The 24,676-nt window shown below is 44.0% G+C and carries 24 protein-coding genes; 11 read left to right on the forward strand and 13 right to left on the reverse strand.

Annotated elements, in window-relative coordinates; genetic code table 11:
- Positions 1–332: 332 nt before the first annotated feature.
- Entirely contained in the window at positions 333–1,685 is a 1,353-nt protein-coding gene (gene urtA, locus QO189_RS13235; protein WP_371533087.1) for an urea ABC transporter substrate-binding protein, read from the reverse strand.
- 388 nt (positions 1,686–2,073) lie between these two features.
- Between urtA and QO189_RS13240 the strand changes: the two genes are divergently transcribed.
- Both QO189_RS13240 and QO189_RS13245 read left to right on the forward strand, forming a co-directional pair.
- Positions 2,074–3,729: a DUF4139 domain-containing protein gene (locus QO189_RS13240; protein ID WP_371533088.1), complete on the forward strand. Its 1,656-nt coding sequence runs from the start codon at positions 2,074–2,076 to the stop codon at positions 3,727–3,729.
- Positions 3,730–3,819: 90 nt separating this feature from the next.
- Complete coding sequence (locus QO189_RS13245) at positions 3,820–4,662, forward strand: NRDE family protein (RefSeq protein WP_371533089.1); 843 nt, start codon at positions 3,820–3,822, stop codon at positions 4,660–4,662.
- Between the two features lie 148 nt (positions 4,663–4,810).
- Here the strand turns inward: QO189_RS13245 and QO189_RS13250 are convergent, their stop codons facing one another.
- Positions 4,811–5,332, reverse strand: coding sequence for an RNA pyrophosphohydrolase (locus QO189_RS13250; RefSeq protein WP_114701778.1), 522 nt, complete (start codon positions 5,330–5,332; stop codon positions 4,811–4,813).
- Between the two features lie 451 nt (positions 5,333–5,783).
- Here QO189_RS13250 and QO189_RS13255 point away from each other — a divergent pair, with 451 nt between their 5' ends.
- Positions 5,784–6,197, forward strand: a complete 414-nt coding sequence (locus tag QO189_RS13255) for an OsmC family protein (protein WP_075106436.1) — start codon at positions 5,784–5,786, stop codon at positions 6,195–6,197.
- Positions 6,198–6,208: 11 nt separating this feature from the next.
- Complete coding sequence (locus QO189_RS13260; RefSeq protein WP_371533090.1) at positions 6,209–6,637, forward strand: MAPEG family protein; 429 nt, start codon at positions 6,209–6,211, stop codon at positions 6,635–6,637.
- Between the two features lie 46 nt (positions 6,638–6,683).
- Here the strand turns inward: QO189_RS13260 and QO189_RS13265 are convergent, their stop codons facing one another.
- The 7 genes from QO189_RS13265 to QO189_RS13295 form a co-directional block, all read right to left on the reverse strand.
- Entirely contained in the window at positions 6,684–7,718 is a 1,035-nt protein-coding gene (locus QO189_RS13265; RefSeq protein ID WP_371533091.1) for a tRNA dihydrouridine synthase, read from the reverse strand.
- 76 nt (positions 7,719–7,794) lie between these two features.
- On the reverse strand, positions 7,795–9,294 hold the full coding sequence (locus QO189_RS13270; protein ID WP_371533092.1) for a UvrD-helicase domain-containing protein: 1,500 nt from the start codon (positions 9,292–9,294) through the stop codon (positions 7,795–7,797).
- 162 nt (positions 9,295–9,456) lie between these two features.
- Complete coding sequence (gene tatC, locus QO189_RS13275) at positions 9,457–10,344, reverse strand: twin-arginine translocase subunit TatC (protein WP_371533093.1); 888 nt, start codon at positions 10,342–10,344, stop codon at positions 9,457–9,459.
- Positions 10,344–11,009 (reverse strand): Sec-independent protein translocase protein TatB, encoded by a 666-nt coding sequence (gene tatB, locus QO189_RS13280; protein WP_371533094.1) that lies wholly within the window; start codon positions 11,007–11,009, stop codon positions 10,344–10,346. The genes tatC and tatB overlap by 1 nt, the downstream gene beginning before the upstream one ends.
- A 26-nt stretch (positions 11,010–11,035) precedes the next feature.
- Positions 11,036–11,278, reverse strand: coding sequence for a Sec-independent protein translocase subunit TatA (gene tatA / locus QO189_RS13285; RefSeq protein ID WP_201600244.1), 243 nt, complete (start codon positions 11,276–11,278; stop codon positions 11,036–11,038).
- Positions 11,279–11,503: 225 nt separating this feature from the next.
- Positions 11,504–12,361 (reverse strand): phosphoribosyl-AMP cyclohydrolase, encoded by an 858-nt coding sequence (hisI, locus tag QO189_RS13290; RefSeq protein ID WP_371533095.1) that lies wholly within the window; start codon positions 12,359–12,361, stop codon positions 11,504–11,506.
- Between the two features lie 201 nt (positions 12,362–12,562).
- The gene (locus tag QO189_RS13295; protein ID WP_371533096.1) at positions 12,563–13,006 is read right to left on the reverse strand and encodes a thioesterase family protein; all 444 of its coding nucleotides are present in this window, start codon (positions 13,004–13,006) and stop codon (positions 12,563–12,565) included.
- Between the two features lie 435 nt (positions 13,007–13,441).
- Between QO189_RS13295 and rpmI the strand changes: the two genes are divergently transcribed.
- From rpmI to QO189_RS13320, 5 genes are all read left to right on the forward strand, one after another.
- Positions 13,442–13,639 carry a 50S ribosomal protein L35 gene (rpmI, locus tag QO189_RS13300; protein WP_062845610.1) on the forward strand — a complete coding sequence of 66 codons (198 nt, stop codon included), beginning with the start codon at positions 13,442–13,444 and terminating at the stop codon, positions 13,637–13,639.
- A 135-nt stretch (positions 13,640–13,774) separates the two neighbouring features.
- A complete protein-coding gene (gene rplT, locus QO189_RS13305; RefSeq protein ID WP_011281252.1) occupies positions 13,775–14,131 on the forward strand; it encodes a 50S ribosomal protein L20 in 357 nt (118 codons plus the stop codon).
- 327 nt (positions 14,132–14,458) lie between these two features.
- Positions 14,459–15,514, forward strand: coding sequence for a phenylalanine--tRNA ligase subunit alpha (gene pheS / locus QO189_RS13310; RefSeq protein WP_371533097.1), 1,056 nt, complete (start codon positions 14,459–14,461; stop codon positions 15,512–15,514).
- A gap of 102 nt (positions 15,515–15,616) precedes the next feature.
- Positions 15,617–18,022: a phenylalanine--tRNA ligase subunit beta gene (pheT, locus tag QO189_RS13315; RefSeq protein WP_371533098.1), complete on the forward strand. Its 2,406-nt coding sequence runs from the start codon at positions 15,617–15,619 to the stop codon at positions 18,020–18,022.
- Positions 18,023–18,270: 248 nt separating this feature from the next.
- Positions 18,271–18,570, forward strand: a complete 300-nt coding sequence (locus QO189_RS13320) for an integration host factor subunit alpha (RefSeq protein WP_201600256.1) — start codon at positions 18,271–18,273, stop codon at positions 18,568–18,570.
- 236 nt (positions 18,571–18,806) lie between these two features.
- Here the strand turns inward: QO189_RS13320 and QO189_RS13325 are convergent, their stop codons facing one another.
- Positions 18,807–19,181: a hypothetical protein gene (locus QO189_RS13325; RefSeq protein ID WP_201600258.1), complete on the reverse strand. Its 375-nt coding sequence runs from the start codon at positions 19,179–19,181 to the stop codon at positions 18,807–18,809.
- A gap of 530 nt (positions 19,182–19,711) precedes the next feature.
- Between QO189_RS13325 and QO189_RS13330 the strand changes: the two genes are divergently transcribed.
- Positions 19,712–20,602: a neutral zinc metallopeptidase gene (locus QO189_RS13330; RefSeq protein ID WP_371533099.1), complete on the forward strand. Its 891-nt coding sequence runs from the start codon at positions 19,712–19,714 to the stop codon at positions 20,600–20,602.
- Between the two features lie 161 nt (positions 20,603–20,763).
- Here QO189_RS13330 and QO189_RS13335 read toward each other — a convergent pair whose 3' ends face one another.
- The 3 genes from QO189_RS13335 to trxA form a co-directional block, all read right to left on the reverse strand.
- Positions 20,764–20,994: a glycine zipper 2TM domain-containing protein gene (locus QO189_RS13335; protein ID WP_201600262.1), complete on the reverse strand. Its 231-nt coding sequence runs from the start codon at positions 20,992–20,994 to the stop codon at positions 20,764–20,766.
- Between the two features lie 306 nt (positions 20,995–21,300).
- Positions 21,301–22,569 (reverse strand): transcription termination factor Rho, encoded by a 1,269-nt coding sequence (rho, locus tag QO189_RS13340; protein WP_055125334.1) that lies wholly within the window; start codon positions 22,567–22,569, stop codon positions 21,301–21,303.
- A gap of 525 nt (positions 22,570–23,094) precedes the next feature.
- Positions 23,095–23,421 (reverse strand): thioredoxin, encoded by a 327-nt coding sequence (gene trxA, locus QO189_RS13345; RefSeq protein WP_201600264.1) that lies wholly within the window; start codon positions 23,419–23,421, stop codon positions 23,095–23,097.
- 407 nt (positions 23,422–23,828) lie between these two features.
- Between trxA and QO189_RS13350 the strand changes: the two genes are divergently transcribed.
- Entirely contained in the window at positions 23,829–24,542 is a 714-nt protein-coding gene (locus tag QO189_RS13350; protein ID WP_371533100.1) for an RluA family pseudouridine synthase, read from the forward strand.
- Positions 24,543–24,676 lie beyond the last annotated feature (134 nt).

Raw genomic sequence — 24,676 nt, forward strand, 5'->3', positions numbered from 1 at the left:
GGCGCATAGATGGAAAAACGAGCCGCGTACCGCATGACTTCACTAACTGATGCTTTTGGACTATTACCATGTTCGGATGATGTTTGCCCTGCAAATGGGCGTAAAGTATGGCGCTGCATGTGCGGCTCCCTGTTTTTACAGACAACAAACCCTTAGCCTCTGCTGCTTAGCGGACTAAGCAGTAGAGGTGATGATAAGATTTGAAGGTGTTGAAAGTTTTGAAAATAAGTGTTGAAAATCAATGTGGAGAGTAGGCGTTGGCTTATTTATTTCATTTATCCATCTACCGACTATCCATGCATTTTTCAGTACAAATTTATTTAGGAGACCTTTTATTTAGGAATGTATTCGCTCCATGGCTGCGCTTGGATGACTTCTGGAGTTTTGTAGATAATGTCAAATTGACCATCGGTACGAATTTGTCCAATCATCACAGGCTTCCATAAATGATGATTTTCGTCATCCATCTTTAGGGTATAGCCAGAAGGCGCATCAAAGGTTTGTCCCGCCATACTAATACGCACTTTATCGACATTGGTGGTTCCTGCTTTTTCAACGGCTTGTTTCCACATATTGATACCCACATAGGTGGCCTCCATCGGATCGTTGGTCACGACTTTGTCGGCATTAGGTAGGTTTTTGTCCAGAGCGTATTGCTTATAGCGTTTGGTGAAATCGCTATTAGTTGGGTTTTTGATCGACATAAAATAGTTCCATGCCGCCAAATGACCTTGTAGCAAGCTGGTATCGATACCGCGCAGCTCTTCTTCACCGACTGAGAACGCCATGACGGGAATGTCCGAGGCTTTGATACCTTGGTTGGCAAGTTCACGATAGAACGGCACGTTTGAGTCGCCATTGATGGTAGAGATCACCGCAGTCTTTTTGCCTGTTGAGAATTTCTTAATATTAGAGACGATGGTTTGGTAGTTGCTAAAACCAAATGGGGTGTACTCTTCCATGATGTCTGCATCAGCCACGCCTTTTGATTTCAAAAATGCCTTTAGAATCTGGTTGGTGGTTCGTGGATAAACGTAATCCGTACCCAATAATACAAAGCGCTCTGCACCGCCGCCTTCTTCACTCATCAAATACTCAACTGCTGGAATGGCTTGCTGGTTGGGAGCCGCGCCAGTATAAAAGATGTTTTCTGATTGCTCTTGTCCTTCGTACTGTACAGGGTAAAACATCAAGCCGTTCAGCTCTTCAACCACTGGCAATACTGACTTACGCGATACTGATGTCCAACCACCAAAGATGACATCCACTTTATCTTGAGTGAGCAGCTGACGGGCTTTTTCAGCAAACAACGGCCAATCAGACGCAGGGTCTACGACTACTGGCTCTAGTTGCTTACCGAGCACGCCGCCATTGGCGTTGATCTCGTCAATGGTCATGAGTGCAGTGTCTTTTAGCGAGGTTTCAGAAATGGCCATGGTGCCAGATAGCGAGTGCAAGATGCCTACTTTGATCGTGTCGCCATCAGCGGCAGGAGTGGTCGTTGTCTCTGTCGTGGTTTCAGTCGTTGTCTCTGTCGATGCCGCAGTTTCGGCAGGCTTTTGACAGCCAGCGAGGCTCAGACTACCAACGACGGCAATTGCTAGTAACGAAAAGCGTGATTTGATTTTGCCGTGTGATTGAGCGTCAATAAACTGAGGATTGGCTAAAGTTGGTAATGAAAACATGGACATCTCCTAAATAGACACAAAAGATAAAGTACTGCTCCTGAACAGTTATTAAGCGTTCAAGTTCCGTGCCAAGACAAAAAAGCCAATAATCGCGTAATAATTGAGCAATAAATAAATATTGTCTGTTATTTTCGTTAATTTAGTGCACGATTGTTAATAAGCTGCACCATAACGGGGAAGGAGATGAAAAATTGGTGCAATGTAAAAACAAAGTCACGACATAGAGAAGAGCTGATATAAGCACATAGGTTGCTAAAAGCACTTATTGCTAAAAATCTGCAAAACGGCTACGGTAATGCTTATAGAATAGACATTATTTCACATACTTATCTCATGAATATATTACGCTGACGCCATGATCGATTTCACTTCTAAGGAAAGATATATGAACGCATATTCAACCGAGTGGTCTGGCCTAACGGCTCCTGCTCGCACCTCATCACGGCGCTCGCAACGATTGCGCCTTATGGTTTTGCCACTTGTGCTTGGTGGCAGTGCGGTACTGGCATTACCCGTCGCCCAAGCAGCACCCAGCAGTATCGAGCAAGTGACCGTGTATCAAGGCTTAGCAAGCGTCACACGAGCACTGCCCATTACTGGTAGCGGTGAGCAAACTGTGATATTTTCTTGCCTGTCACCTTATATGGATAAAGAAAGTCTCAGCGTACAGGCAATAGGTAATGTCAATATTGGTGAAATCAGTATTGAAGAGTTAACAGGAGAGCAAGCAATCCAGTGCCAATATCAAGGTGACGCTAAGGTACAAACACAGCAAAATACCTTAGCTAGTATTAATGCGGAATTAGAGGCAGCGCGCTTAGCAAAAGCCTACTTGCAGAATTTGACCACAGTTACGCAACTCAATACCGAAGGGACTATCGCCAATAACACACGCGATATAGAGTCTCAAGCGAACAGTCTTAACCAAAAGATTTTGGACATTCAGCAGCGCCAAGCACGCGCCCAAGACACACTGAATCAGCTGATGGCAGGCAGTGTCACGTCAACGGCGAGTAATGTGACACAAGTGAGTGTACGCACTGCTAGTCGCGCGCCAAGTAGCATTAAATTGCATTATCAGGTGCAAGGCGCAGGCTGGGAGCCCACCTATCAAGCGCGTCTCAACACCAATAGCGAGCAGCTAAATATCACCGCTTCTGCGATCATTGCCCAGCAAACGGGCGAGAACTGGACAAACGTCCCTGTGACTCTTAGTACTGCTAACCCTAACCAAAGTGCGACAGGGCGACTGCCTCATGTGCCGCGCCTATCACTCTATGAAGAAAACCAAAATGTTGAGTATGCAATACCTATGTCGGATAACACGCCTGTCGTAGTATCTGCCAGAGAGGGTTATAGCGACGATTCTAGAGCACCAAATATGGCACCATTGCCGAACTTTACGGTCAGTAGCCAAAATAAAAACGGTATCATTGAGTATCGTTTGCCGCAGCGAGTGAGTATACCCAGTGGTGGCAGGCGAGTGCGCACTGTCATTGGTGAGCAGTCTGGCAGCAGTAAGCTGTGGGTTCGTAGTACCCCGAGCGTCGAGACGGCGGCCTATTGGTACGCATCAGCGCCGTTCTTGACGCCAGATTGGGTGGATGGCTCACTACAGCTATACCGTGATGATAATTACGTTGGACAATCGCGCTACAACTATCAGATGTTAAAAGAGCAGGGGATTGGTTTTGGTCGTGATCCAAGCATGATGGTCAAAGAGCTGATCAATGAAGACAAGCAAGGTGAAAAAGGCGTGCTAAACCGTACACAAACCTTAACAATGACTAAGGCCTATCAATTTACCAATCAGCATAACCGCACTGTGCGCTTGCAAGTATTGGGTAGCGAGCCTATTAGCCGTGATGACAGTCTCAAAGTCGCAGTCACCCACACGCCGCCTGTCACTGAGCGCAATTGGAATGACAATCAAGGCATGGTAGCGTGGGAGTTTAACGTGCCAAGTAAGCAGTCACAGGTAATACGTACAACGTCTCAAATCAGTTACCCTGCCAATAAGATATTGAGTGGTGATCGATAAATGAGGCCTGCTCAGCAAGTCAGTTTTAAGCGATGATTTTTGTTCTTACCAAAGATCTCGCGCCCAACAAACCATTATAAAAGGAATCCTATGTGTATTGTCGCCATTGCTTGGCAGTTGTTTGACGAGCTGCCATTAGTGCTATTGTCTAATCGCGATGAGTTTTTGCAGCGTCCGACGGAGCCTCTGCATCAATGGTCTGATCAGCCGATTTATGCAGGGCGTGACCGTCAAAGTGGCGGCACATGGCTAGGTATTCATCAGCAGTCGCTAACAGATACAGTAGGCGAGGATGACACTATTTATCAGAAAAATGGACGCTGGGCGGCCGTATTGAATTTTCGCGATGGTGTGCAGGCAGGTATTAATGAGCGTTCACGTGGTGAGTTGGTCACGCGTTTTTTGACCAGTACGCTCAGTCCGATGGTCTTTGCACGGCAGATTGATTTGCGCAATTATGCAGGCTTTAATCTGATCGTCGGTGATGCTACTCAAGCCGTTATCATTAATAATCGCGGTCATGCACCCACGCCACTGCATGCAGGTCTGCATGTGATTTCAAACGGTCAGCCAGAGGACAGTTGGTTTAAGACCGAGCGGTTGCGTGGTCGTTTGCGCCAAGAAGTGCTACCGCTAATTGCCGAAGACAGCGCGGCTAGCTACTGGCAAGCAGCCGCATTCAATGTGTTGTCAGATAATACCAAAGCACCAGCCGATCAGCTACCAGATACAGGGATGAGCACTGAGCTTGAACAGACCTTATCCTCTATTTATATTGAGCCTGTGAGCTTTGGCAATGCTGACACCAGCAAGCCTACTTATGGCACACGGACCCAGAGTATTTTAACTTTGAGGCAAGAGAAGGGAAAAGGCTCAGAGCTCACCGCTCACATTGTCAGTCGAGAGTATCCGCATTCAATGGCTAGTGAGTAAAAACTTATTATTCAATGTCAGTGATAACTTCTACTGATTTCACGAGAACCTATACATCATTATTAAAACCATTCACACAAAAAAGCCTGTATCACTGGATACAGGCTTTTCATCATTTATATAAAAAGGTAAAAGGACATCTCATAAATTAAGACTGGATCAAATGATTATTTTGCTCAGGAATGATCAGTTCTTGCTTTAAGGGAAGTTCTCGTACCAATTCTTGTAAGGCGCGACGATAAACGCCTCGTTTAAAGTGAATCACTTGTCCGAGTGGATACCAGTAGCTGACCCATTGCCAATGGTCAAATTCAGGTTTCCCTTCATCAAAGCGAATGTGTTGGGTATTCGGCTCATCTAAGCGTAGCAAAAACCATTTTTGTTTTTGCCCAATACATAAGGGGTGCTGGCCATGGCGTACGTAACGTTTTGGCAGACGATAGCGCAGCCAGTCTTGCGTGACTGCCAATAAGTCTACGTGACGCGGATGTAAACCGACCTCTTCCCAGAGTTCGCGATACATTGCATCCATCGGCGTCTCCCCGCGGTCGATACCACCCTGCGGAAATTGCCAAGCGTTGTGACCAATACGTTTTGCCCACAGAACTTGCCCTTGTGTATTTGCCAAGATGATGCCGACATTGGCGCGAAAGCCGTCTGCATCTATCATGACTAAACCTTTTAATTTATTTAAAAATAGCTTGTTTTGAATTAAAACCATGACAGCAATCGTAATTATTATAAGGTGATTGTTATCGATATCAGCTCAAAACAAGATTCATTACCGTTATTAAACCAAGAAACAAGCAAAATGTGTAACAGTATTTTGCTATAAAATGTTTCACGAGTTTTACCTTTTAAAATCAACTATTTATAAACAGACTTTTGTAGGTTTTTTAAATAAAAATTTAATAAATATCGATGCGAGTAACGATAGCTGCATAGTGCTCAAATCATTTATTGAAGAAGAGGGTAAAACCAAGAAATTGTTTTCTCACGACACCATAGCCAAACAATGGCTTTATAAAATCTTGCTTTGGCTTATGCTACACTAGCAAAGCTGCATATATTTCAAACAATAAAAATAGGCAATATGCCAATTAAAGTAAGGAACATTTACAATGTCAGAATCAAAAGCAAGCGTCACATGGCAAGAAAACAAAGCCTTTATGGGCGTGTCACCATCAGGACATAACGTACAAATCGATGCGGACAAAGAAAAAGGCTCAAGCCCAATGGAGCTGGTTTTATTAGGGTTGGGTGGTTGTGCGAGCTACGATGTGGTGTCAATTCTTCAAAAATCACGTCAAGCAGTGACGGATGTGCGTTGTGAGCTAACTGCGCAACGTGCCGAAACCACACCAGCCGTTTACACCGATATTCACCTGCATTTTGTGGTTACTGGTCAAGACATTAAAGACAAACAGGTCGAAAAAGCCATTCATCTATCCGCAGAAAAATACTGCTCAGCCAGTCGCATGCTGGTCGCGGGTGGGGTTAATATCACCCATGATTTTGAAGTGATTGCAGGCTAAGGACTTATATAATGATCAGTGCATTTTTTGACTTGGTTTCTGATAAAGTTGCGTCTGCCATTTGGGCGATGGTGGTAGCGAGCTTACTGCCATGGGCTGTATCAATAATTGCAAAAGTATCTGGCGGCTTTAGGGTCAGAAATAATGCACATCCTCGCGATTTTTTTAAAAATGCAACAGGGATGGCGGCACGTGCTGATGCTGCACAAAAAAACAGCTATGAGACTTTGCCGGTATTTTTGGCGGCAGTGCTGGTGGCTATGCTGTTCTTTGTACCACAATCTATTATCAATGTATTGGCTTGGCTGTATGTGATCATTCGGATTGGTTATTGCACCGCGTACATCACCAACTTATCGACGTTTCGCTCTATCCTTTGGGTATTATCAATGGCATGCTGTCTGATGCTGTTCTATCTGGCAATACGAGTCAGTGTATAGCGCTGCCCATCCATACTTATCAAATACATCAGATCAGAATAGGTGATTATTCTTGAACACTCGCTTGTAGTGCACGAATAATCACCGCTTTGTTTTTCTCTCGCTTGATACTCTCCCACACTGTTTGCGCCTCAGCATAGCCTTTGGTGAGCATCCCTAACCATTGCTTATATCGACCAACCAACACCACATCGTTCTTTGCCTCACCTTCCAAAAACTTAATTTGATGCGCAATCAAGTCTTGCCATAACAAGGTTGCCGTATTCTTTAAGCTATTGGCATTGCTTTCAATGTAGTTATCGACCTGCGCCACCAAATCAGGTCGTGTCACTGCGCCGCGACCTAACATGAGATGTGGCGTTCCTGCCTGAGTCATACAATCGTTTGCTTGCGCTGCTGTCCATATCTCGCCATTGGCAATGACTGGAATATCGAGCGCATTAAAACTCTGGATTTTGTCCCAATAGGCAGGCGGCTTATAACCTTGGGTTTTGGTGCGTGCATGAATGGTTAGCCAATCCGCGCCACTTGCAGCAATTGCGCCGCGAATATCATCCATCCGTGAGGTGTCGGTATAGCCCAAGCGAATCTTGGCAGATACGGGAATATGAGTAGGAACGGCCTGACGTACTGCGCTGATAATCTGATACATGGTCTCGGGTTCATCAAGTAGCACTGAGCCGCCGCGATGACTGTTGACGGTTTTGGCCGGACAGCCAAAATTGATATCAATGGCAGGCGCGCCAAGCTCGGCAGCATAAGCAGCGTTTTCTGCCATGAGCTGCGCGTCGCTACCCAATATCTGCACATGAATCGGCGTGCCGGAGGCGGTTTTGGCATTGTGATGTAACTCAGGCACGTATTTATAAAAGACATGCGCCGGCAAGACATGTTGCGTGATGCGAATAAACTCGCTCACTGACCAATCATAAGGACGACCCAAGTCAGACGCAATTTGGGTTAATATTTGGCGCATTAATGGATCGGTCAAGCCTTCCATGGGTGCGAGGAGGCGGACGGGAGCTGCAAATAACTGGTTAACGGTATTTTGGCGTTCTTGAAGTTGTTGGCTCTGATTCATGCTGGTTATTCACTGCTAAAAGGTCGTTATAAATAGAAATAGACTAGGGACTTAAATTGGCAAATATGAAAAGTGACTAAGTATTGCCAAAAATCACTTTTTTGCCCGTCTGTAATCCAGATATTAAGTCTTTAATATTGTGGATATCTAGATTATTCTGCGCCCGAGTACAAGCGACATAGAGCAAGCGCAGCTCTTCTGGACTTATCTTGACCGCATTGGTCGTCACATCGTAGTAAAAATCATCATCTAGTTGTACTTTACCCCACTCAAGCCCTTTGGCTTTATGCGCGGTAGAGATGACATAATCGGCATTTTCGATACTAGTGAGACTATTGACCGCTTGGCTGAGTACATTAGTTCCATGGTCATCGACCAGTTTGACCAGTGTTTTGAGGTCACTGCCCTCGTTGGTTTCAGCGTACTCTTGTACATCGCCCCAATTATAAAAATAGGCCAGCTCAGGCACACCGTAAGCCGATTTACCATTTTTTAAGTTCTCTGCTGCTTGGCAGAATTTGAGCATGCGATCGGTATCGGCTTGTAGCGCAACGCGATGGCCGTGCTTTAGTCCTGTCAACAACTGCGACATCGCCGCAGCATTGGTACGGCAGAGAATGGCGTCCTTTTTACTGTGTACCATACCTTTATCAGTAGAGGACTGTTTGTTTGGATTGCCCTTTAACGGCACGTCTTCTTGCAGTGCTTTTAGTAAGGTATTTGCCACTTCTGCAATCGGCTCACCAAAGCGAAAAGACTGCGTCAATAAGGTTTGCGGCAATGGCAGTTTTTTCATCGCATTGACCGCGCCGCGCCATTCATAAATCTGCTGATGCGCATCGCCCACATAGATGACTTGTCTCGACTGCTGGGTCAAGATACCCATCATCAGTGGATCAGCATCTTGCGCTTCGTCAAACAAAATAAAGTCCGCAGGGATACTCGGCTTGGACAATGCCCATAGTTTGAGATAAATATCATGCCCAATACCCGCAGGATGACGCGCATCGATCGACTGTAACCAACGCTGCTCTACGGCAGGGTAGAGCATCTCGCGTAGCTGCTCCGCGTCTGAGGCATCGAGCCAACTGGGGAACAGGATGTGCCTTGGCGCAGGATAGCTGGCATGCGTACTACAGAAGTTACTGACCGCATCGCTGACGAACCGAGACAAACGCGCTGGCGTGAGCGTAATATATTTATTAACCCCTTCCATCTGCCGACGGACTTGTACAGGCTGCAAGCCCAAATCATCCCCCAGACGCTTAGGAGAGAAGCGTGGCAAAGATAGCTTGGCGGTGATATCACGGGCGACATGACGATAGGCTAATGAATGAAAGGTACGACACTCGACGTGGGGAGGAAACTTTGAACGAGCATCATTGGCAATCGCTTTGTTAAAAGCCAGATACAGTCCGCGACCCCGTAAACGCTCACCGATTAGCTTGAGTGTCGTGGTCTTACCAGCGCCTGCATAAGCGACCACTTTAAATGATTTGTGGTCCATCGCCATATTCAGCGCGGCGAGCTGCTCATCAGTGGGATCGCTCATATAAGCTGGCATCGATGCGGACATAATAAAGCTACCTAAATACAAGAAGTGATTAAAAACACAAGGGGCAAAAAAAGCCACTGGATAAACAATGGCTTATAGATGGTGGTACTCAATCGTGACAATAAGCACTAAGCTTACGCGTGAGGCAAGAAGAAAACAAGATAAGTCAGACGGGTAAGTGCTTTATTCTTTGACTGTTGATATCAGGTCAGTGCTAGGTTCTTCTTTGATCAAAATTTTGGCCAAAAATAACCCCAGCTCAAACAGTAACCACATTGGGATCGCTAGCATGAGCATCGATACTCCGTCAGGCGGCGTGACCACGGCAGCGACAGCAAAACAGCCCACAATGATATACCGACGTTTTTCTTCTAGACTCTGAATGGAGACAATCCCTGCCAATATCAATAGCAAGGTCACAACTGGAATCTCAAACGTTAAGCCAAACACCATAAATAGCTTTAGGGCAAAGCTTAGATAGCTATCGATATCCGTCATCGGTAATACGTTTTGCGGGGCAAACATAATGAAGAATTTTAATACCCCTTTGAGCACAATAAAATAAGAAAAAGCCACACCTGCATAAAACAAAAATATGGAAGACAGCAGCACTGGAATAGCTATTCTCTTTTCTTTCTTATATAACCCTGGCGCGACAAACGACCAAATTTGATAAAGAATATAAGGCATCGCCAAAAAGGCGGCGACGAAGACCGTCAAACGTATCGGTGCCATAAAGTTCGAGGTGATATCTGTGGCAATCATGGTCGAATTGGCAGGCAATTGCGCCACCAACGGATCTGATAAAAAATTATACAGCTCACGTGAGTAACCGACCAAACCCAAAAAGATGATCAAGACAGCCACGCATATTTTGATTAAATGGCGGCGTAGCTCAATCAAATGCTCAGTGATAGGCATGTCACCCAATGCGCTTAAAACATCCTCTGATGATTCATTTTGAGTGCTATCAGTTGTTGCTTTATCGTCTTGATTAATGCCATCTAAAGCAGGAATATCTGAATCAGTGAGTTTTTCTTGGCGGCTTTTTTTTCGTTTGAGTAGTTGCATCAGTCAGTCCCCTGCTTATTATCAGAAGTCTGCGTACTTACCGAGCTATTTAGTAAGGTATCGGCTTTATAGTTTGGTAGGTAAGGCGGCATTGGGAGGCGACGGGCTTTATCGTAAGCACCCAAACGGAACCACATATTTTCCCATGGTCGGGTATTAAGGATTTGAGTAACTGGAGCGGCCATATCACTATCATCGTTGCTGTTACCGCGCTTTGATAATTGACCGTTCTCTAATGTATCTTGATTCTCGTCAGTTGCATAAGAATAGTCGAATGCTTTTGGTATGGCTGATTGCTGATGATTTTTTGTGTCGTTAGCTTTGCTATTTCTATCATTCGCGACCGCTTCCGCTTCATTCGATGCTTTTAGAGAATGGCTTTGTGAGCTTTCAAAAGCTTTCATATTACCGCGCATCTCCGCCATCTCACGCCTCATATCGGCTTCGGTTTGACGAATTTTGGCAAGTTCTTTTTGCATTTGCTGGCGTGTCTCAGCCAAATCCAGTTCGGCCTCTATTTCAGACTGTAATGTGGAGACGGTGCGGCGAATTTTGGCATACCATTGCCCAGCCGTACGCGCTGCCTGTGGCAGTTTTTCTGGGCCCAAGACGATTAGGGCGATTACACCAAAGAGAAGTAGTTCAGAAAACCCGATATCAAACATAATGGTCCGATGTCACTGTCTAGAGGCTATACATTATGCTTGTCATCAACCTTAGTGGTTGTTGGGCGCTCGTCGGTATGGGCAGTGCCATCATGGTCAAGCACCACGCGTTTTTTGGCATGCTCTGTGTTTTCATCTTTGACCGCTTCTTTAAAGCCTTTAACCGCACCGCCCAAATCTTTGCCAGCATTTTTTAGTTTTGCAGTGCCAAACACGACAACGACGACGACCAATAGTATCAGCCAATGCGTAATAGAAAAACTACCCATAATGGTATCCTTGTGACCTGGTTTTGTGACTTAGTTTTCAGTCTTTATATGTCTGCTTTGTGTTGATAAAACCTGCTTTGTGTTGATAAAAGATTTTTGTATCAAAAAAAAGCATCACATATAATGCGAGATAAAACAGAGCTATATTATAACCCGCAGTTATTACAAATAGGTGAAATCAACAATAATCAAACAGGGTCGATGCTTTTTTTTGTATCTCAATAACTATCTAGCCGCTTTTTCGTCGATACCTGATAAGCCAAACCGTCGACCCAGTTCGTTCAATACCGCATCTGACTCTATGTCAAACCATGCCAGTCCGACTAAAGTATGAAACCAGACATCTGCCACTTCATAGATCAGCTCATGGCGTGCCTCATCATAGCTTGCTTTGTCTTTACCTTCATCACAGTGAGCAAAATCTTTGGCAGCGATGATACTCTCTATACTCTCTTCACCGACTTTTTCTAATATTTTATTCAAGCCTTTAGCGTATAGACTGGCGACATAAGAGCTGTCGGCATCGGCTTGTTTGCGCTCTGCCAATACCTGATCTAGCTGTTGTAGCACAGAGCCTTTATCAATTGGCGCTTGAGTAGTATCGACTTGCGCTTGAGTGTTATTCGAGTCGGTGGTCGCGCTAGCATTTTCGTTTTCAGAACTGGTGCTAGCAGATTTATCAGAATGATAAATATCCGCAGGGTCTTTTAATATTTTATCGACAGTTTGCCACTCTGGCGTTGGACCAGACAAATCTAAACGCTGATAAAAACAAGACTCGCGGCCTGTATGACAAGCAATACCGCCCGCTTGAGTCACGCTTAGCACAATCACGTCTGCGTCACAGTCTAGACGAATATCGTGGACGGTTTGCGTATGACCTGATGATTCGCCTTTGTGCCACAATTTGCCACGCGATCGCGAAAAATAAACCGCGGTCTGCGTTTGTGCGGTGAGCTGTAATGCGTCTGCATTCATCCAAGCCATCATCAAAATACGGCCTGACTCGTGATCTTGAGCAATTGCAGGAATCAAACCATCAGCATTAAAAGTTACGGCAGTCAGCCAAGCAGGTAGAGTCATAATGTATGTGTCGTCTTGTAGTTAGAGAATAAAAATATCAATAAGTAATTATACTACTTATGATTGGAGCGAGTTATGATTAGAGCGAGTTATGATTAGAGCGAGGAGATTGTCTAAAATGCTCTGAAATGCTCTGAAATATGATGTCATATGAAAGCTGCGTGAGCATAAGAATGAGAAAGATGCTATTGACTCACTATTTTACAGCCTAAATAAATGAGGATATAGGGCCTCTTTGGTCGTGTTATCGAGCTTAATCACTTTATTGAGATTAAAATCATAATTTCTAAAATGTTGCCGTGCTTTTACGACCGTTTCGCCCGTGTGCATACGGGTAACTTTTATCACTATATTACCGCCATTATCATATATTGGCTCAACACCGACTTCAAACAAAAGCTCTTCACGCGCTTGTATACGGCTCAAAATAACCAACTGCAATGCATCAATAATCAAGCCCTGTTTATCTGAATTGATTTCTTTAATACCTTTAGCCTGTAGAAACCTTAGTCGCGCTTCGGACAGAAGGGCGGTCAGAGATTCGATGGTCACATGCTGTCCTAAGTCGATTTCGGTATGACGCACGCGCATCACTGTCTCAAAAACAAATAAGCAATCCTCAAATACCAACTCTTGCTTTGACACACTATCTCCTAAAGTGATGGCAAACAATTATGCTACTTATCATGCGATAGGTTGGCAGAATCATAATAATGATGAACAGATAATAAGGCTGTATACACTTAATAAATGAGTGTGCTTCCATGACACTCATATTATGATGTAACTTAAGTATCTACTTAAGCACAGCTTCAGCTGACATTCAATCTATTTGGATGAAAATTGACCATTTTCATGAGGTTTTTGAGAGCCGCGCTGCAGTTCTACTTATGCTGGCTAACTGTCTTTATTGCCAAGTAAAGGTTGGCCAAAACTTTACTTGGCAAAACAAGGCACTATCTGCTAAAATAGCGCCTCCCACCTCGAGGCAAATAGAGGTTTAGTTGTTATTTATATAACGATTATTCGGTATAACTATTTGACGACCAGGTTCTAAAACAGAAAAAGAGGCAAATCATCATGAAAGTTAAGATGAAAACCAGAAGCGGTGCCGCTAAACGCTTCAAAAAAACAGCAAACGGCTTTAAACGTAAGCAAGCATTCAAAAGCCATATTTTGACCAAGAAATCACCTAAGCGTATTCGCCAGTTGCGTGGTCTTAAGTTGGTACATAAATCTGACGAAGCAGCAGTTCGTCGTATGTGCCCATACATCTAATAGCCTACTGTCATCTATCTTTGATTGAAAACTATCTGATGAAATGATATTTGACTTTGCAATCTGACAATGATGTTTGTTATTTGACAGCATCATCACTCGCTTAACAGTGATTACAAAATCTTGGAGTAAATTATGGCCCGTGTAAAACGTGGTGTACAGGCAAATCGCCGTCACAAAAAAATCTTAAAACGCGCAAAAGGCTACTACGGTGCCCGTTCACGTGTTTACCGCGTAGCGGTACAGGCAGTGACCAAAGCTGGTCAATATGCTTATCGTGACCGTCGCAACAAAAAACGTACTTTCCGTCGTCTTTGGATCGCACGTATCAATGCTGGTGCACGCTTAAACGGTTTGAGCTATAGCCGCTTTATCAATGGCATGAAAAAAGCAAACATCGCAATCGATCGTCGCGTTCTAGCAGACATCGCTATGCATGATGCAGCGACTTTCACAGCATTGGTCGAAAAAGCAAAAGCGGAACTAGCATAAATATTAACTACTCTTTAGAGATTAAGTAGATATAAAATTTATCTAAGTAAGCATCTAAACGAATAGAACTAATATTGATTAATAGTACGATATTAATAAAAGCTACCGCTGGTCGGTGGCTTTTTTTATATGAAATTATTCTATGCCTGTTCGACGTCGAGGCTTTGTCGATACGAAATACGTTTGTCATCGACTAAATACTCAAGCCATTCTTGTAAACAGTATTTATATCAATTTTTTATATAAACATAACTGGATAAATGGTTTGCAATATTTGGTCAAACCCCTACAATTAATAGTCCGTTCAAATCAGGAATAATGCGTCTTATGACTAACCCTGCTGCTACCAACGACTTGTCGGCGCTACCGACCTTGTCTTCAGAGCTAAATGAGCTCAATGAAGCTCAGCTTACTGACTTTGCGAGTGCTGCTGAAGCTTTGATTCTACAAGTAACTGATGCGCGTACGTTGCAAGATTTGCGTGTGCAATTGACTGGCAAAAAGAGCCCATTGACGGGCTGGTCAAAGCAGATGGGCAAACTCGATGCTGATGATAAAAAAACTTACGGTGGCTGGTTGCATGAGGTACGTAGCCGTATTCAGCAAGCATTGACCGATCAGCAGCAGCAACTAGAAGTGGCCGCGCTCAATGCCAAGCTAGAAGCAGAGAGCATTGATATTACTTTACCTGCTCGCGGTGGTCAGAAAGGTCATCTGCATCCAGTAACGATGATTACGCAGCGTATGCAGCAGTATTTTATTCAAGCGGGTTTCAATGTCGCAACTGGCCCTGAAGTTGAGAGCGATTACTATAACTTTGAAGCATTGAATATCCCGTCGCACCATCCTGCGCGCGCGATGCACGATACATTCTATTTCGATGCGCATTATCTACTGCGTACGCATACCAGTCCTGTCCAGATTCGTACCATGGAAAAGAATGAGCCGCCGATTCGCATCATTTGCCCAGGCCGTGTTTATCGCAACGACTCAGACCAAACCCACTCGCCGATGTTCCATCAGCTAGAAGGTCTTATGGTCACCGAGTCGAGCACTTTTGCTGAGCTAAAAGGCCTGATTAGTGAGTTTCTAGAAGCATTTTTTGCCAAAGAGCTGACCGTACGTTTCCGCCCTTCGTTTTTCCCATTCACTGAGCCTTCTGCAGAAGTGGATATTTTAGATGACAATGGCAAGTGGCTTGAAGTGATGGGCTGCGGTATGGTACATCCACAAGTATTGACCAACTGCGGTATTGATAGCGACAAATACACAGGCTTTGCGTTTGGTATGGGTATCGAGCGTTTTGCGATGCTGTATTACGGTATTGATGACTTGCGTTTATTTTTCCAAAATGACGTGCGCTTCTTAAAGCAATTTGGCTAGAGAGCTTTTGTTGATATAAAAGTGCTCCTTGTTAATACAACAAGTTAATTTGCCAAGCTTTACTCCAACATCTTTATTATAAAATTCTGATCCGAGATATTTATGAAAATTAGCGAACAGTGGCTACGTCAATGGGTAAACCCCCAAAATACCAGCGAGCAGTTGGCTGAACAGCTGACCATGGCAGGTCTTGAAATTGATGATCGTTACGCAGTTGCCCGCGAATTTAGCGGTGTGGTTGTCGGTGAAGTCATCAGCGTTGAGCAGCATCCAGATGCAGACAAACTGCGAGTCACGCAGGTAAATATTGGCGACGCTGAGCCGCTACAAATTGTCTGTGGCGCGCCTAATGTGACCGTCGGTATGAAAGCGCCGGTTGCTACCGTTGGTGCGGTATTGCCAAGCGATGATAAGACAGGGTTTAAAATCAAAAAGAGCAAGCTACGCGGTGTGGCCTCAAACGGCATGTTATGCGGCGCCTCTGAAATTGATTTGGTCGATGATATCGATGGACTGCTTGAGTTGCCTGCAGACGCACCAGTTGGTACCGATATCCGTGAATATTTGGGCCTAGATAATCAAATATTGGATATCTCTATCACTCCAAACCGTGGTGATTGCTTTAGCGTTCGTGGTATCGCTCGCGAGATTTCAGTCATCAATGACTTGCCTGTACAGTTGCCAGAGATTCCTGACAATGTAGTCGCTTCTGATAATGGTGTAACGCCTGCTGTAACCGTTGATGCGGTAGACGCGTGCCCTCGCTATCTGTTGCAATCGATTAGCAATATTGATCGTAGCATCGATACTCCGAAATGGATGCAAGATGCATTGGTACAGTCAGGACTACGTTCACACAATTTCTTGGTCGATGTGACCAACTATGTATTGATGGAATTGGGTCAGCCGCTACATGCTTTTGATGCTGATACCATCGTCGGTGATATCGTTGTGCGTTTGGCACAGCCTGATGAAACCATTACTTTACTCAACGAGCAAACGGTTACGCTAACCGGTGATGAGCTTGTGATTGCTGACGACAAAGGTGCCTTGGCACTCGCTGGTATCATGGGTGGTCAGCGTAGTAGTGTCACTGATAGTACGACCAATATCGTTGTAGAAAGCGCTTTCTTTAATCAACTGGCTATCGCTGCGCGCGCACGCCGTTTTGGATTGCACACCGATGCCTCGCAGCGTTTTGAGCGTGGGGTCGATTTTGAATTGCCAAAACTTGCCTTGGCACGAGCTTGTGACTTGATCACAGGCATTACGGGCGGCGAAGCAGGACAAATAGTCACGACCGAAAACCTTGAGCATTTGCCAGCACGCGCACCGATTACATTGCCAATCGCGAAAGTACGTGATGTTATTGGGATTGATATCGATCCATCAGAGATGGTGCGTATCTTAACTCAATTAGGTTTTGAGGTAGAGCAGCAAAACGACGCACTAATTTGCAAGCCACCGTCTTATCGCTTCGACATGAGTATCCGAGAAGATCTCATCGAAGAAATTGCCCGTATCTATGGCTATGACAATATTCCAAGCGTCCTGCCACATTTGCAAGTTAGCATGGATTATGACGATACTGCAGATTTGACTCATGGAATGAAGCTAGCACTGGTCGATAACGGTTATATGGAAGCGATCAGTTTTAGCTTTAGTGATGCAAAATTAGAAGCATTGCTTGATGATGAAGCGTTAGGGGAGGTGTTAGCACTGGCAAACCCTATCTCTAGTGATTTGGCGGTCATGCGTCGTACCTTGCTATCGAGCCTATTGCCTTGCGTGCAATATAACTTGAATCGTCAGCAGCCACGCGTACGTTTCTTTGAGACGGGTCTTAGCTTTGTTGGACAAAGTATCAGCGAGTTGATACAAACCCCAAGCATTGCCTTGGTCGCAGTGGGTGATATATGGAGCGAGCAAGCGTATCAAAATCGTGCGCTAGACTTTTATGATCTAAAACAAGATATTGAACAGTTATTACCAGCGCAGATCGATAGTGCACGCATCCGCTACGAGCGTAGTACGCTGAGCTTCCTCCATCCAGGACAAAGCGCTGAGTTATATATCGATGATATATATGTTGGTTGGTTGGGTCAGCTACATCCAAATACTGCTAAGCAGTTAGATCTGCCGACGACATGGGTCGCTCAATTGTCACTGGCACCGCTATTGACGCTTGCTCGTGAGCAGCATGCGATTACGACGCCAAGCAAGTTCCCACAAGTACGCCGTGATATTGCTATCTTAGTAGACAGTGATATAAGTTTGCAGACGTTAGAGACGACGGTACGAGCTGCGGCAGGTGATCTGTTGACTGATCTGTGGCTATTTGATGTGTATCAAGGCGATAAAGTACCAGCAGGTCAGCGTTCATTAGCGTTTGCACTCGTATGGCAAGATGCTACACAAACCCTATCGGATGAAGCTGTAAAAACTGCCACCAATAAGGTTGTACAGGCATTAACGGCTCAACACGCAGTCCAGTTACGTGACAGCTAATATTTAATCTTTAAAATACCCAATGCTCTATAGCCTTTTCAGTTATGAGGCTATGGAGCATTGCTATTCATAAAAACTATTATTTATAACCCTTTTACTTGTAGAATAAGTTAAGTCATTATTAATAAAGGATTTTAATGCATAGTTTGTTAAAAACTGCTCAAAAAAACCTTTATAATAATTAGACTTAACCTTCATACCGCTAAACCATGATATTCGACATCACGACATAGCATAGGAGTCGTACTGTGAGCACCTTAACCAAATCTGACATGATTGAGCACTTAATGAGTCATCTAAATCTGACACGCCAAGAAGGTCGCTGTCTGGTGGAGAACTTTTTTGATGAGCTGTCAGAGAGTTTGATTGATGGCAAAGAGGTCAAGCTTTCAGGCTTTGGCAACTTTGAGCTTAAAGACAAGAACAGCCGTCCAGGTCGTAACCCTAAAACAGGGGAGCCTGTCGCAGTATCCGCGCGCCGCGTGGTTACGTTCAAAACGGGACAAAAATTTCGTCAGAAAGTTGATGAGCGTTTATTCGATACTTAATGCGTTATTGAGTATGAAAACCTGCTTGTTTTCGCTATAACCTTGTAAAACTATTGATATGTGTTTGCACGTGACTGTGATTATGATTCTTCATATATTGCGCTGCATGTATCTTGTATAGCCAATAAATACCAAGTATGGTTATGGGTAACTAGCTGTCATAAATTGCAGACATAAAAAAAGAGAGCATATGCTCTCTTTTTTTATTACCGTTTATTTATTGTATGAACAATAAATTACTGAGCTGGCTCTTCAACAACAACTGTGTCAGCAGCTTCAACAGCAGCAGGATCAGCAGTAGCAGTGTCAGTTTCGCTAGCTACGTCAACGCTAGTAGTAGTACCGTCTACAGGAACTTCAGCGTCCATTTCGTCAGTAGCAGTTGCAGCTTGTGCATCAGCGATGTTCGCTTCAGCGTCAGCAACAGCAGCGTCAGCATCAGCAGTCATTTCGCCTTCAGCAGCAGCATCATCTAGCTCTGCAGAAGCGTCTTGCACTTCTTCTTGCGCGTCAGATAAATCTTCAGCAGCGTTTTCTTTGTTGCTGTCACAGGCAGTTAGGCCCATAGTTGCAGTCATGATACCAGCTAGAGCAAGTAATTTAAGTTTCATAAGGTTTTCTCCGGAAAAATGAAATGAGCAGTAGCAGCAACAAAGGTCGAATTCCGAGATTTCTCAGAATTCAACTAGTCTTAGTCACAGCTACTCAGCTTCCACGCATTCTATATGTTTTATATGAAAATGGAAATAGGGTCGTACAATTAAGTAACAATAATATTTAAAATAATATTTTACTTCAGCTGTTCGATAGTATTTTTAATACAACAAACCAAATTAATCGACGTATAATCAATGACATCAGCCTATAGCAGAGAACTTTTAGTGTCCATTCATTATCATGATTTTTTAGTGTTTATCATGTTTTATCGAGCAAAATAGAAGTAAATACGCTGATTATTGAGGTATTGGGAGTCAATAATGATTGACCTTATCATAAAGTGTTTTTAGATCGCCTGCTTTTATGATAATCGAGTGAAATGCAGCTGGCTAAAATCTTGATTTGAAGGATCTGGCTAGAAACGGTACAAAATAAATAATGACTGATACGAACGGCTATATATCGTATATTTGAGGAACAAACTATGAAATGGCAAGGCAGACGCGGCAGTTCTAACGTGCGCTCCAGTACGGGCGGCGGGAAAATGATAGGTGGTGGTATCGGCGGTATCATTATCGCAGGTATTTTATGGCTGGTATTTGGGGTAAATCCCATGACTGCGCTGCAAACAGGTCAGGTAATCGCTGGTGGTGATGGTAATGGAACCTCTAGCGAGCCTGCGACAAGCGATGATCGAGATACCCAGTTTGTCAAAGTTGTGCTGGCGGATACCGAAGAGGTCTGGCATCAGATATTTAACGAAGCGGGTAGTACTTATAAAGAGCCTTCATTGATTCTGTTCAATGGTCAAGTGAATTCAGCTTGTGGTGGTGCTAGCGCGGCAACAGGTCCGTTTTACTGCCCAGGGGATCAGACGGTTTATTTAGATACGTCTTTCTTTGTGGAGATGCGTCAAAACCTCGGTATTTCAGGTGATCAGCAAGGATCAGGTAGTCAAGAAAACCAAGGCAAAGCGGGTGATTTTGCGCAGGCTTATGTCATCGCACATGAGGTTGGACATCATGTTCAGACGTTATTGGGGATTAGTCAGCAAGTCAATGAAGCCCGTCAGCAAGTGACCCAAGCACAGTCCAATAAGTTATCAGTGTTACAAGAGCTGCAGGCAGATTGCTTTGCTGGCGTTTGGGCGCAGCGTAACCAAGAGCGTGTACAGTTTTTAGAAGCGGGCGATATTGATGAGGCTATCAATGCTGCTGGTCAGATCGGCGATGATCGATTGGCACAGGCGAGTGGGAGAGCGGTCGCGCCTGATAACTTCACTCACGGTACTAGCCAGCAGCGTGTTGAATGGTTCACTCGTGGCCTAGAGAGTGGTAACGTACAATCTTGCGATACCTTTAGTGGTGCGCTTTAAAAGTAAGGTTATTTTTTACAACTCCGCCTATGGGTTGTCAGTATAATATTAACCACGCAAAAAGTTGACATAAAAAAGGCCTGCAATCAATTGCAGGCCTTTTTTATCCTCTGATTGATATCACTCAATTTAATAATGATGAGATATCAGAGTAGAAGGATTTAGTTATTATCAAGAATGTAACCACCAGCACCGCCGATAGCTGCACCAGCTAATGCGCCACGAGCGATGTCTTTGCTATCGCCTTTACTTCTGATAAGAGCACCAGCAGCAGCGCCAGCAGTAGCACCTTTAGCAGTATTGCTCATACCGCCACCATATGAATTACAACCAGTCATGATTAGGGCTGAGCTCGTAATTGCTGTCATTGCGATCGTTTTAGCAAATTTCATATTATCACCTATTTATCCATCAAATTTAAAATGTAAGACCTTTAAAAAACAATGTCCATGGTAGTTTCAAATGTATTCCTACTATCTGCCATGATAGTCGGTAGCTGAATATATAGTCGTAGTAAAAGCGCTAAACTTTGCAAACAACATGTAATTGATGTTTCCAGACTGTATCATCAAACAGGTGCTTGCTTATATGAGGTACTTAGCTCAAAAATAAGTAGGCGAGTATTTTGGCAATCGGAAATAAAAAAGACCACCTATTGGCAGTCTTAATATAAATAATTTTAGAATAAAGCTCGCAAATTAATTCTGTGATTTGCGCTTCATCTGCTCAAAGAACTCATCATTGGTTTTTGCTTCTTTGAGACGATCTAGCAAGAACTCAGTGGCTTGAACACCATCCATCGGTTGCAGCAACTTACGCAAGATCCAGACTTTACGCAGCTTGTCTTCATCAAGCAAACGCTCTTCGCGGCGTGTACCAGATTTTTTGATATTAATCGCAGGGAAGACGCGTTTTTCGGCCAAGTCACGCTCAAGGGTAATTTCTTGGTTGCCTGTACCTTTAAACTCTTCAAAGATAACGCTATCCATTTTACTACCGGTATCGATCAATGCACTGGCAATAATGGTCAAACTACCACCTTCCTCGACATTACGCGCAGCACCAAAGAAACGCTTTGGACGCTCTAGGGCATTGGCATCCAAACCACCAGTTAGTACTTTACCTGATGATGGGATAACCGTGTTATAAGCACGGGCGAGACGAGTGATTGAATCAAGCAAAATAACTACGTCTTGCTTGTGCTCCACTAAACGCTTGGCCTTTTCGATCACCATTTCAGCCACTTGTACGTGACGCTGTGGCGGCTCATCAAAGGTAGAGGCAACCACTTCGCCGCGTACCGTACGTACCATCTCGGTGACTTCTTCTGGACGCTCATCAATCAATAGTACGATTAGGTAGCATTCAGGGTTATTACGGGTAATTGATTGAGCGATGGTCTGTAGCAGCATCGTTTTACCCGCTTTTGGCGGTGCGACGATGATAGAGCGCTGACCTTTGCCAATCGGAGCGATTAGATCGATGATACGACCAGTCAGATCTTCAGTGGTTCCATTACCAAGCTCAAGTTTTAAATGCTCAGTTGGGAATAGCGGCGTTAGGTTCTCAAAGATAAGCTTATGACGTGAGCGATCTGGCGTATCAAAGTTAATCTCGCCGACTTTCAATAACGCAAAATAACGTTCAGAATCTTTTGGTGGGCGAATCGTACCAGCGATACTGTCACCAGTTTTTAGGCTAAAGCGGCGAATTTGGCTAGGGCTGACATAGATATCGTCAGGACCGGCTAGATATGAGCCTTCTGATGAGCGCAAAAATCCAAAACCATCAGGAAGAACCTCAAGTACGCCATCACCATAGATAGCTTCACCGTTCCGCGCATGGGTTTTTAGGATAGCAAAGATAATGTCTTGTTTACGGCTACGCGCCATATTATCAAGACCCATTTCCTTGGCGATAGCCAATAGCTCAGCGATTGATTTTTTCTTTAATTCAGTAAGATTCATAGATAGGTCATTAGCAATTGATCAGATGAGAGATGCCATTAGCAGCACAAATCACGACAGTGATTAAAATAACAGTAATATGATGATATAGGTGTGAGCACAGCGCTGTATTTTATGTAGTTTTGGTTTTGCATGTCTGCTTATGTACTCACTGCAATCATGGGATGCAAGGTCATAAGAAATAAGGATAAAAAAAGGCTACATAAGAGTCTGCGTCAAAAACCCAATATCAGTAATTGCGTTTAGTCATTTTGTTCAGCAATGGTGTTTATAATGACGATTGTGTTTTTGTTGATAAACACGAGGAGAATAGCGACAAGATACTAGGAAAACAGTTGGTTTTCTCTTGTCAGCAGACTATACGGTCTTCACAATAGCGTTGTCAATAAATTTTGCCAAAAAAATCATATAATCAAGTTTTTTGCACAAAAAACAAGCAAAAAAGCCACTATCATAGTCAGATAATGGCTTTCTTGATGAGTCTATCTCGTCCGTTGAAAGTCATCCGAAACGAGTAGATTCAGCTTATAAATGCTTGTCTAATACTTTAGCTAGTTCAGCTTTTGGCTGTAGGCCCATGACTGAGTCAACTTTTTCGCCATCTTTGAAGACAAATAGCGTTGGGATGTTACGGATACCAAAACGGCTCGCTGCTTGTGGGTTGCTATCCACGTCAACTTTAACGATCTTAACTTTACCTTGGTACTCAGTCGCTAAATCTTCTAAAATAGGCGCAATCGCTTTACAAGGACCACACCAAGTTGCCCAAAAATCTACCAATACAGGCACATCTGATTCTAGAACGTCTTGGTCAAAGTTTGTGTCGGTAGTATTAACAATAAGGTCTGACATAATTTTATCTCTCTTGTTTTATTTATTCTGTCACCACGAGCAAGCAGTCATATTGGTCTAATAATAAGCTGGTCAGTGGTCAAAGAATCGTTTAGAAATGGTGAAAATGTGCCATTATATTAACATGTTTGCTCAGTCTTGACAGATTCAGGCTGGTTAAATTGTTTAACAATTACGATTAGCACAATAAATCAAAACAGAATGACACAGGTTCGGTTTTCTCTGTTACTTAACACCAGCGCTCTGCTAAAAAATGCTCTAAAGCATTATTTTAATAACTTTCCAGTGGTTGTTTACGGTATTGAGCTTTCCTGTTTTGAGTTTAATAAAAAATCCGCCATTGTACCAAATACACCAGCAGTCAAAAATCCACGTATTTCATTCAATTTATATAAGTAGTTACTGTTATGCCTTTTACCGATGAAGAAGTCGACGCTCTTAACGCGCAAGAAAATGCCTATCCGCTTGAATTTTTCAAGGATTTTGCGCAAGAAATTACGGTCTACGAAGACGATGATATTTGGGTGGTTGATAAACCAGCAGGGCTGTTAAGCGTCGATGGCAAGACCCTCAAAGTGAGTCTACTTGCTCGGCTTGAGCGTGCCAATCCAGCGGTAAAACTGATTCATCGACTGGATATGGATACCTCAGGTCTGATTATTTTTGCAAAAAATGCCGCTGCCCAAACCAATATCAGTAAGCAATTTATTGAACGTCTACCGCAAAAAAAGTACCAAGCACGCGTTTTTGGCGCGTGGGAGCAAGTCGGCGCAACGGGTGAGATATCGGTGCCAGTACGCTATGAGCCGACTACCAAGCCGCGTCATATCGTTGATCACGACTGGTCAAAGCATGCATTAACACTGTATGAAGTTATGGCGCATGAAGAATGCAATGGTCAGACCGTCACTCGAGTGATGCTAAAACCAGTGACAGGTCGCAGCCATCAGCTACGCGTGCATATGGTGCATGCAGGTCACGTGATGATTGGTGATCCGATCTATGCTGAAGGCGTGGCACTCAAGATTGCGCCAAGGCTGAATTTACATGCGCAGCAATTGCGCTTAAAGCATCCAGTATTGGGTGCTTGGATGGACTGGGAAAGTCCATGCCCATTTTGATGCATTAGCTGCCTGAATGTGAAGTCGAAGCGCGCGATTAATAGAAGCGCTATCGCCAATCATGCAAACACAAGGATGAGAATATGCTTGATATTACCACTACAAAACAGGCGATCAAAAGTCGCCTGACACGT

This window comes from Psychrobacter sp. Arc29 (assembly GCF_041431175.1).
Taxonomy (GTDB): Bacteria; Pseudomonadota; Gammaproteobacteria; order Pseudomonadales; family Moraxellaceae; genus Psychrobacter.

Bases quoted from the DNA above. Each gene is read 5' to 3' on its own strand.
- urtA (WP_371533087.1), bottom strand. From the start codon at position 1,685: ATGTTTTCATTACCAACTTTAGCCAATCCTCAGTTTATTGACGCTCAA.
- QO189_RS13240 (WP_371533088.1), top strand. From the start codon at position 2,074: ATGAACGCATATTCAACCGAGTGGTCTGGCCTAACGGCTCCTGCTCGC.
- QO189_RS13245 (WP_371533089.1), top strand. From the start codon at position 3,820: ATGTGTATTGTCGCCATTGCTTGGCAGTTGTTTGACGAGCTGCCATTA.
- QO189_RS13250 (WP_114701778.1), bottom strand. From the start codon at position 5,332: ATGATAGATGCAGACGGCTTTCGCGCCAATGTCGGCATCATCTTGGCA.
- QO189_RS13255 (WP_075106436.1), top strand. From the start codon at position 5,784: ATGTCAGAATCAAAAGCAAGCGTCACATGGCAAGAAAACAAAGCCTTT.
- QO189_RS13260 (WP_371533090.1), top strand. From the start codon at position 6,209: ATGATCAGTGCATTTTTTGACTTGGTTTCTGATAAAGTTGCGTCTGCC.
- QO189_RS13265 (WP_371533091.1), bottom strand. From the start codon at position 7,718: ATGAATCAGAGCCAACAACTTCAAGAACGCCAAAATACCGTTAACCAG.
- QO189_RS13270 (WP_371533092.1), bottom strand. From the start codon at position 9,294: ATGTCCGCATCGATGCCAGCTTATATGAGCGATCCCACTGATGAGCAG.
- tatC (WP_371533093.1), bottom strand. From the start codon at position 10,344: ATGCAACTACTCAAACGAAAAAAAAGCCGCCAAGAAAAACTCACTGAT.
- tatB (WP_371533094.1), bottom strand. From the start codon at position 11,009: ATGTTTGATATCGGGTTTTCTGAACTACTTCTCTTTGGTGTAATCGCC.
- tatA (WP_201600244.1), bottom strand. From the start codon at position 11,278: ATGGGTAGTTTTTCTATTACGCATTGGCTGATACTATTGGTCGTCGTC.
- hisI (WP_371533095.1), bottom strand. From the start codon at position 12,361: ATGACTCTACCTGCTTGGCTGACTGCCGTAACTTTTAATGCTGATGGT.
- rpmI (WP_062845610.1), top strand. From the start codon at position 13,442: ATGAAAGTTAAGATGAAAACCAGAAGCGGTGCCGCTAAACGCTTCAAA.
- rplT (WP_011281252.1), top strand. From the start codon at position 13,775: ATGGCCCGTGTAAAACGTGGTGTACAGGCAAATCGCCGTCACAAAAAA.
- pheS (WP_371533097.1), top strand. From the start codon at position 14,459: ATGACTAACCCTGCTGCTACCAACGACTTGTCGGCGCTACCGACCTTG.
- pheT (WP_371533098.1), top strand. From the start codon at position 15,617: ATGAAAATTAGCGAACAGTGGCTACGTCAATGGGTAAACCCCCAAAAT.
- QO189_RS13325 (WP_201600258.1), bottom strand. From the start codon at position 19,181: ATGAAACTTAAATTACTTGCTCTAGCTGGTATCATGACTGCAACTATG.
- QO189_RS13330 (WP_371533099.1), top strand. From the start codon at position 19,712: ATGAAATGGCAAGGCAGACGCGGCAGTTCTAACGTGCGCTCCAGTACG.
- QO189_RS13335 (WP_201600262.1), bottom strand. From the start codon at position 20,994: ATGAAATTTGCTAAAACGATCGCAATGACAGCAATTACGAGCTCAGCC.
- rho (WP_055125334.1), bottom strand. From the start codon at position 22,569: ATGAATCTTACTGAATTAAAGAAAAAATCAATCGCTGAGCTATTGGCT.
- trxA (WP_201600264.1), bottom strand. From the start codon at position 23,421: ATGTCAGACCTTATTGTTAATACTACCGACACAAACTTTGACCAAGAC.
- QO189_RS13350 (WP_371533100.1), top strand. From the start codon at position 23,829: ATGCCTTTTACCGATGAAGAAGTCGACGCTCTTAACGCGCAAGAAAAT.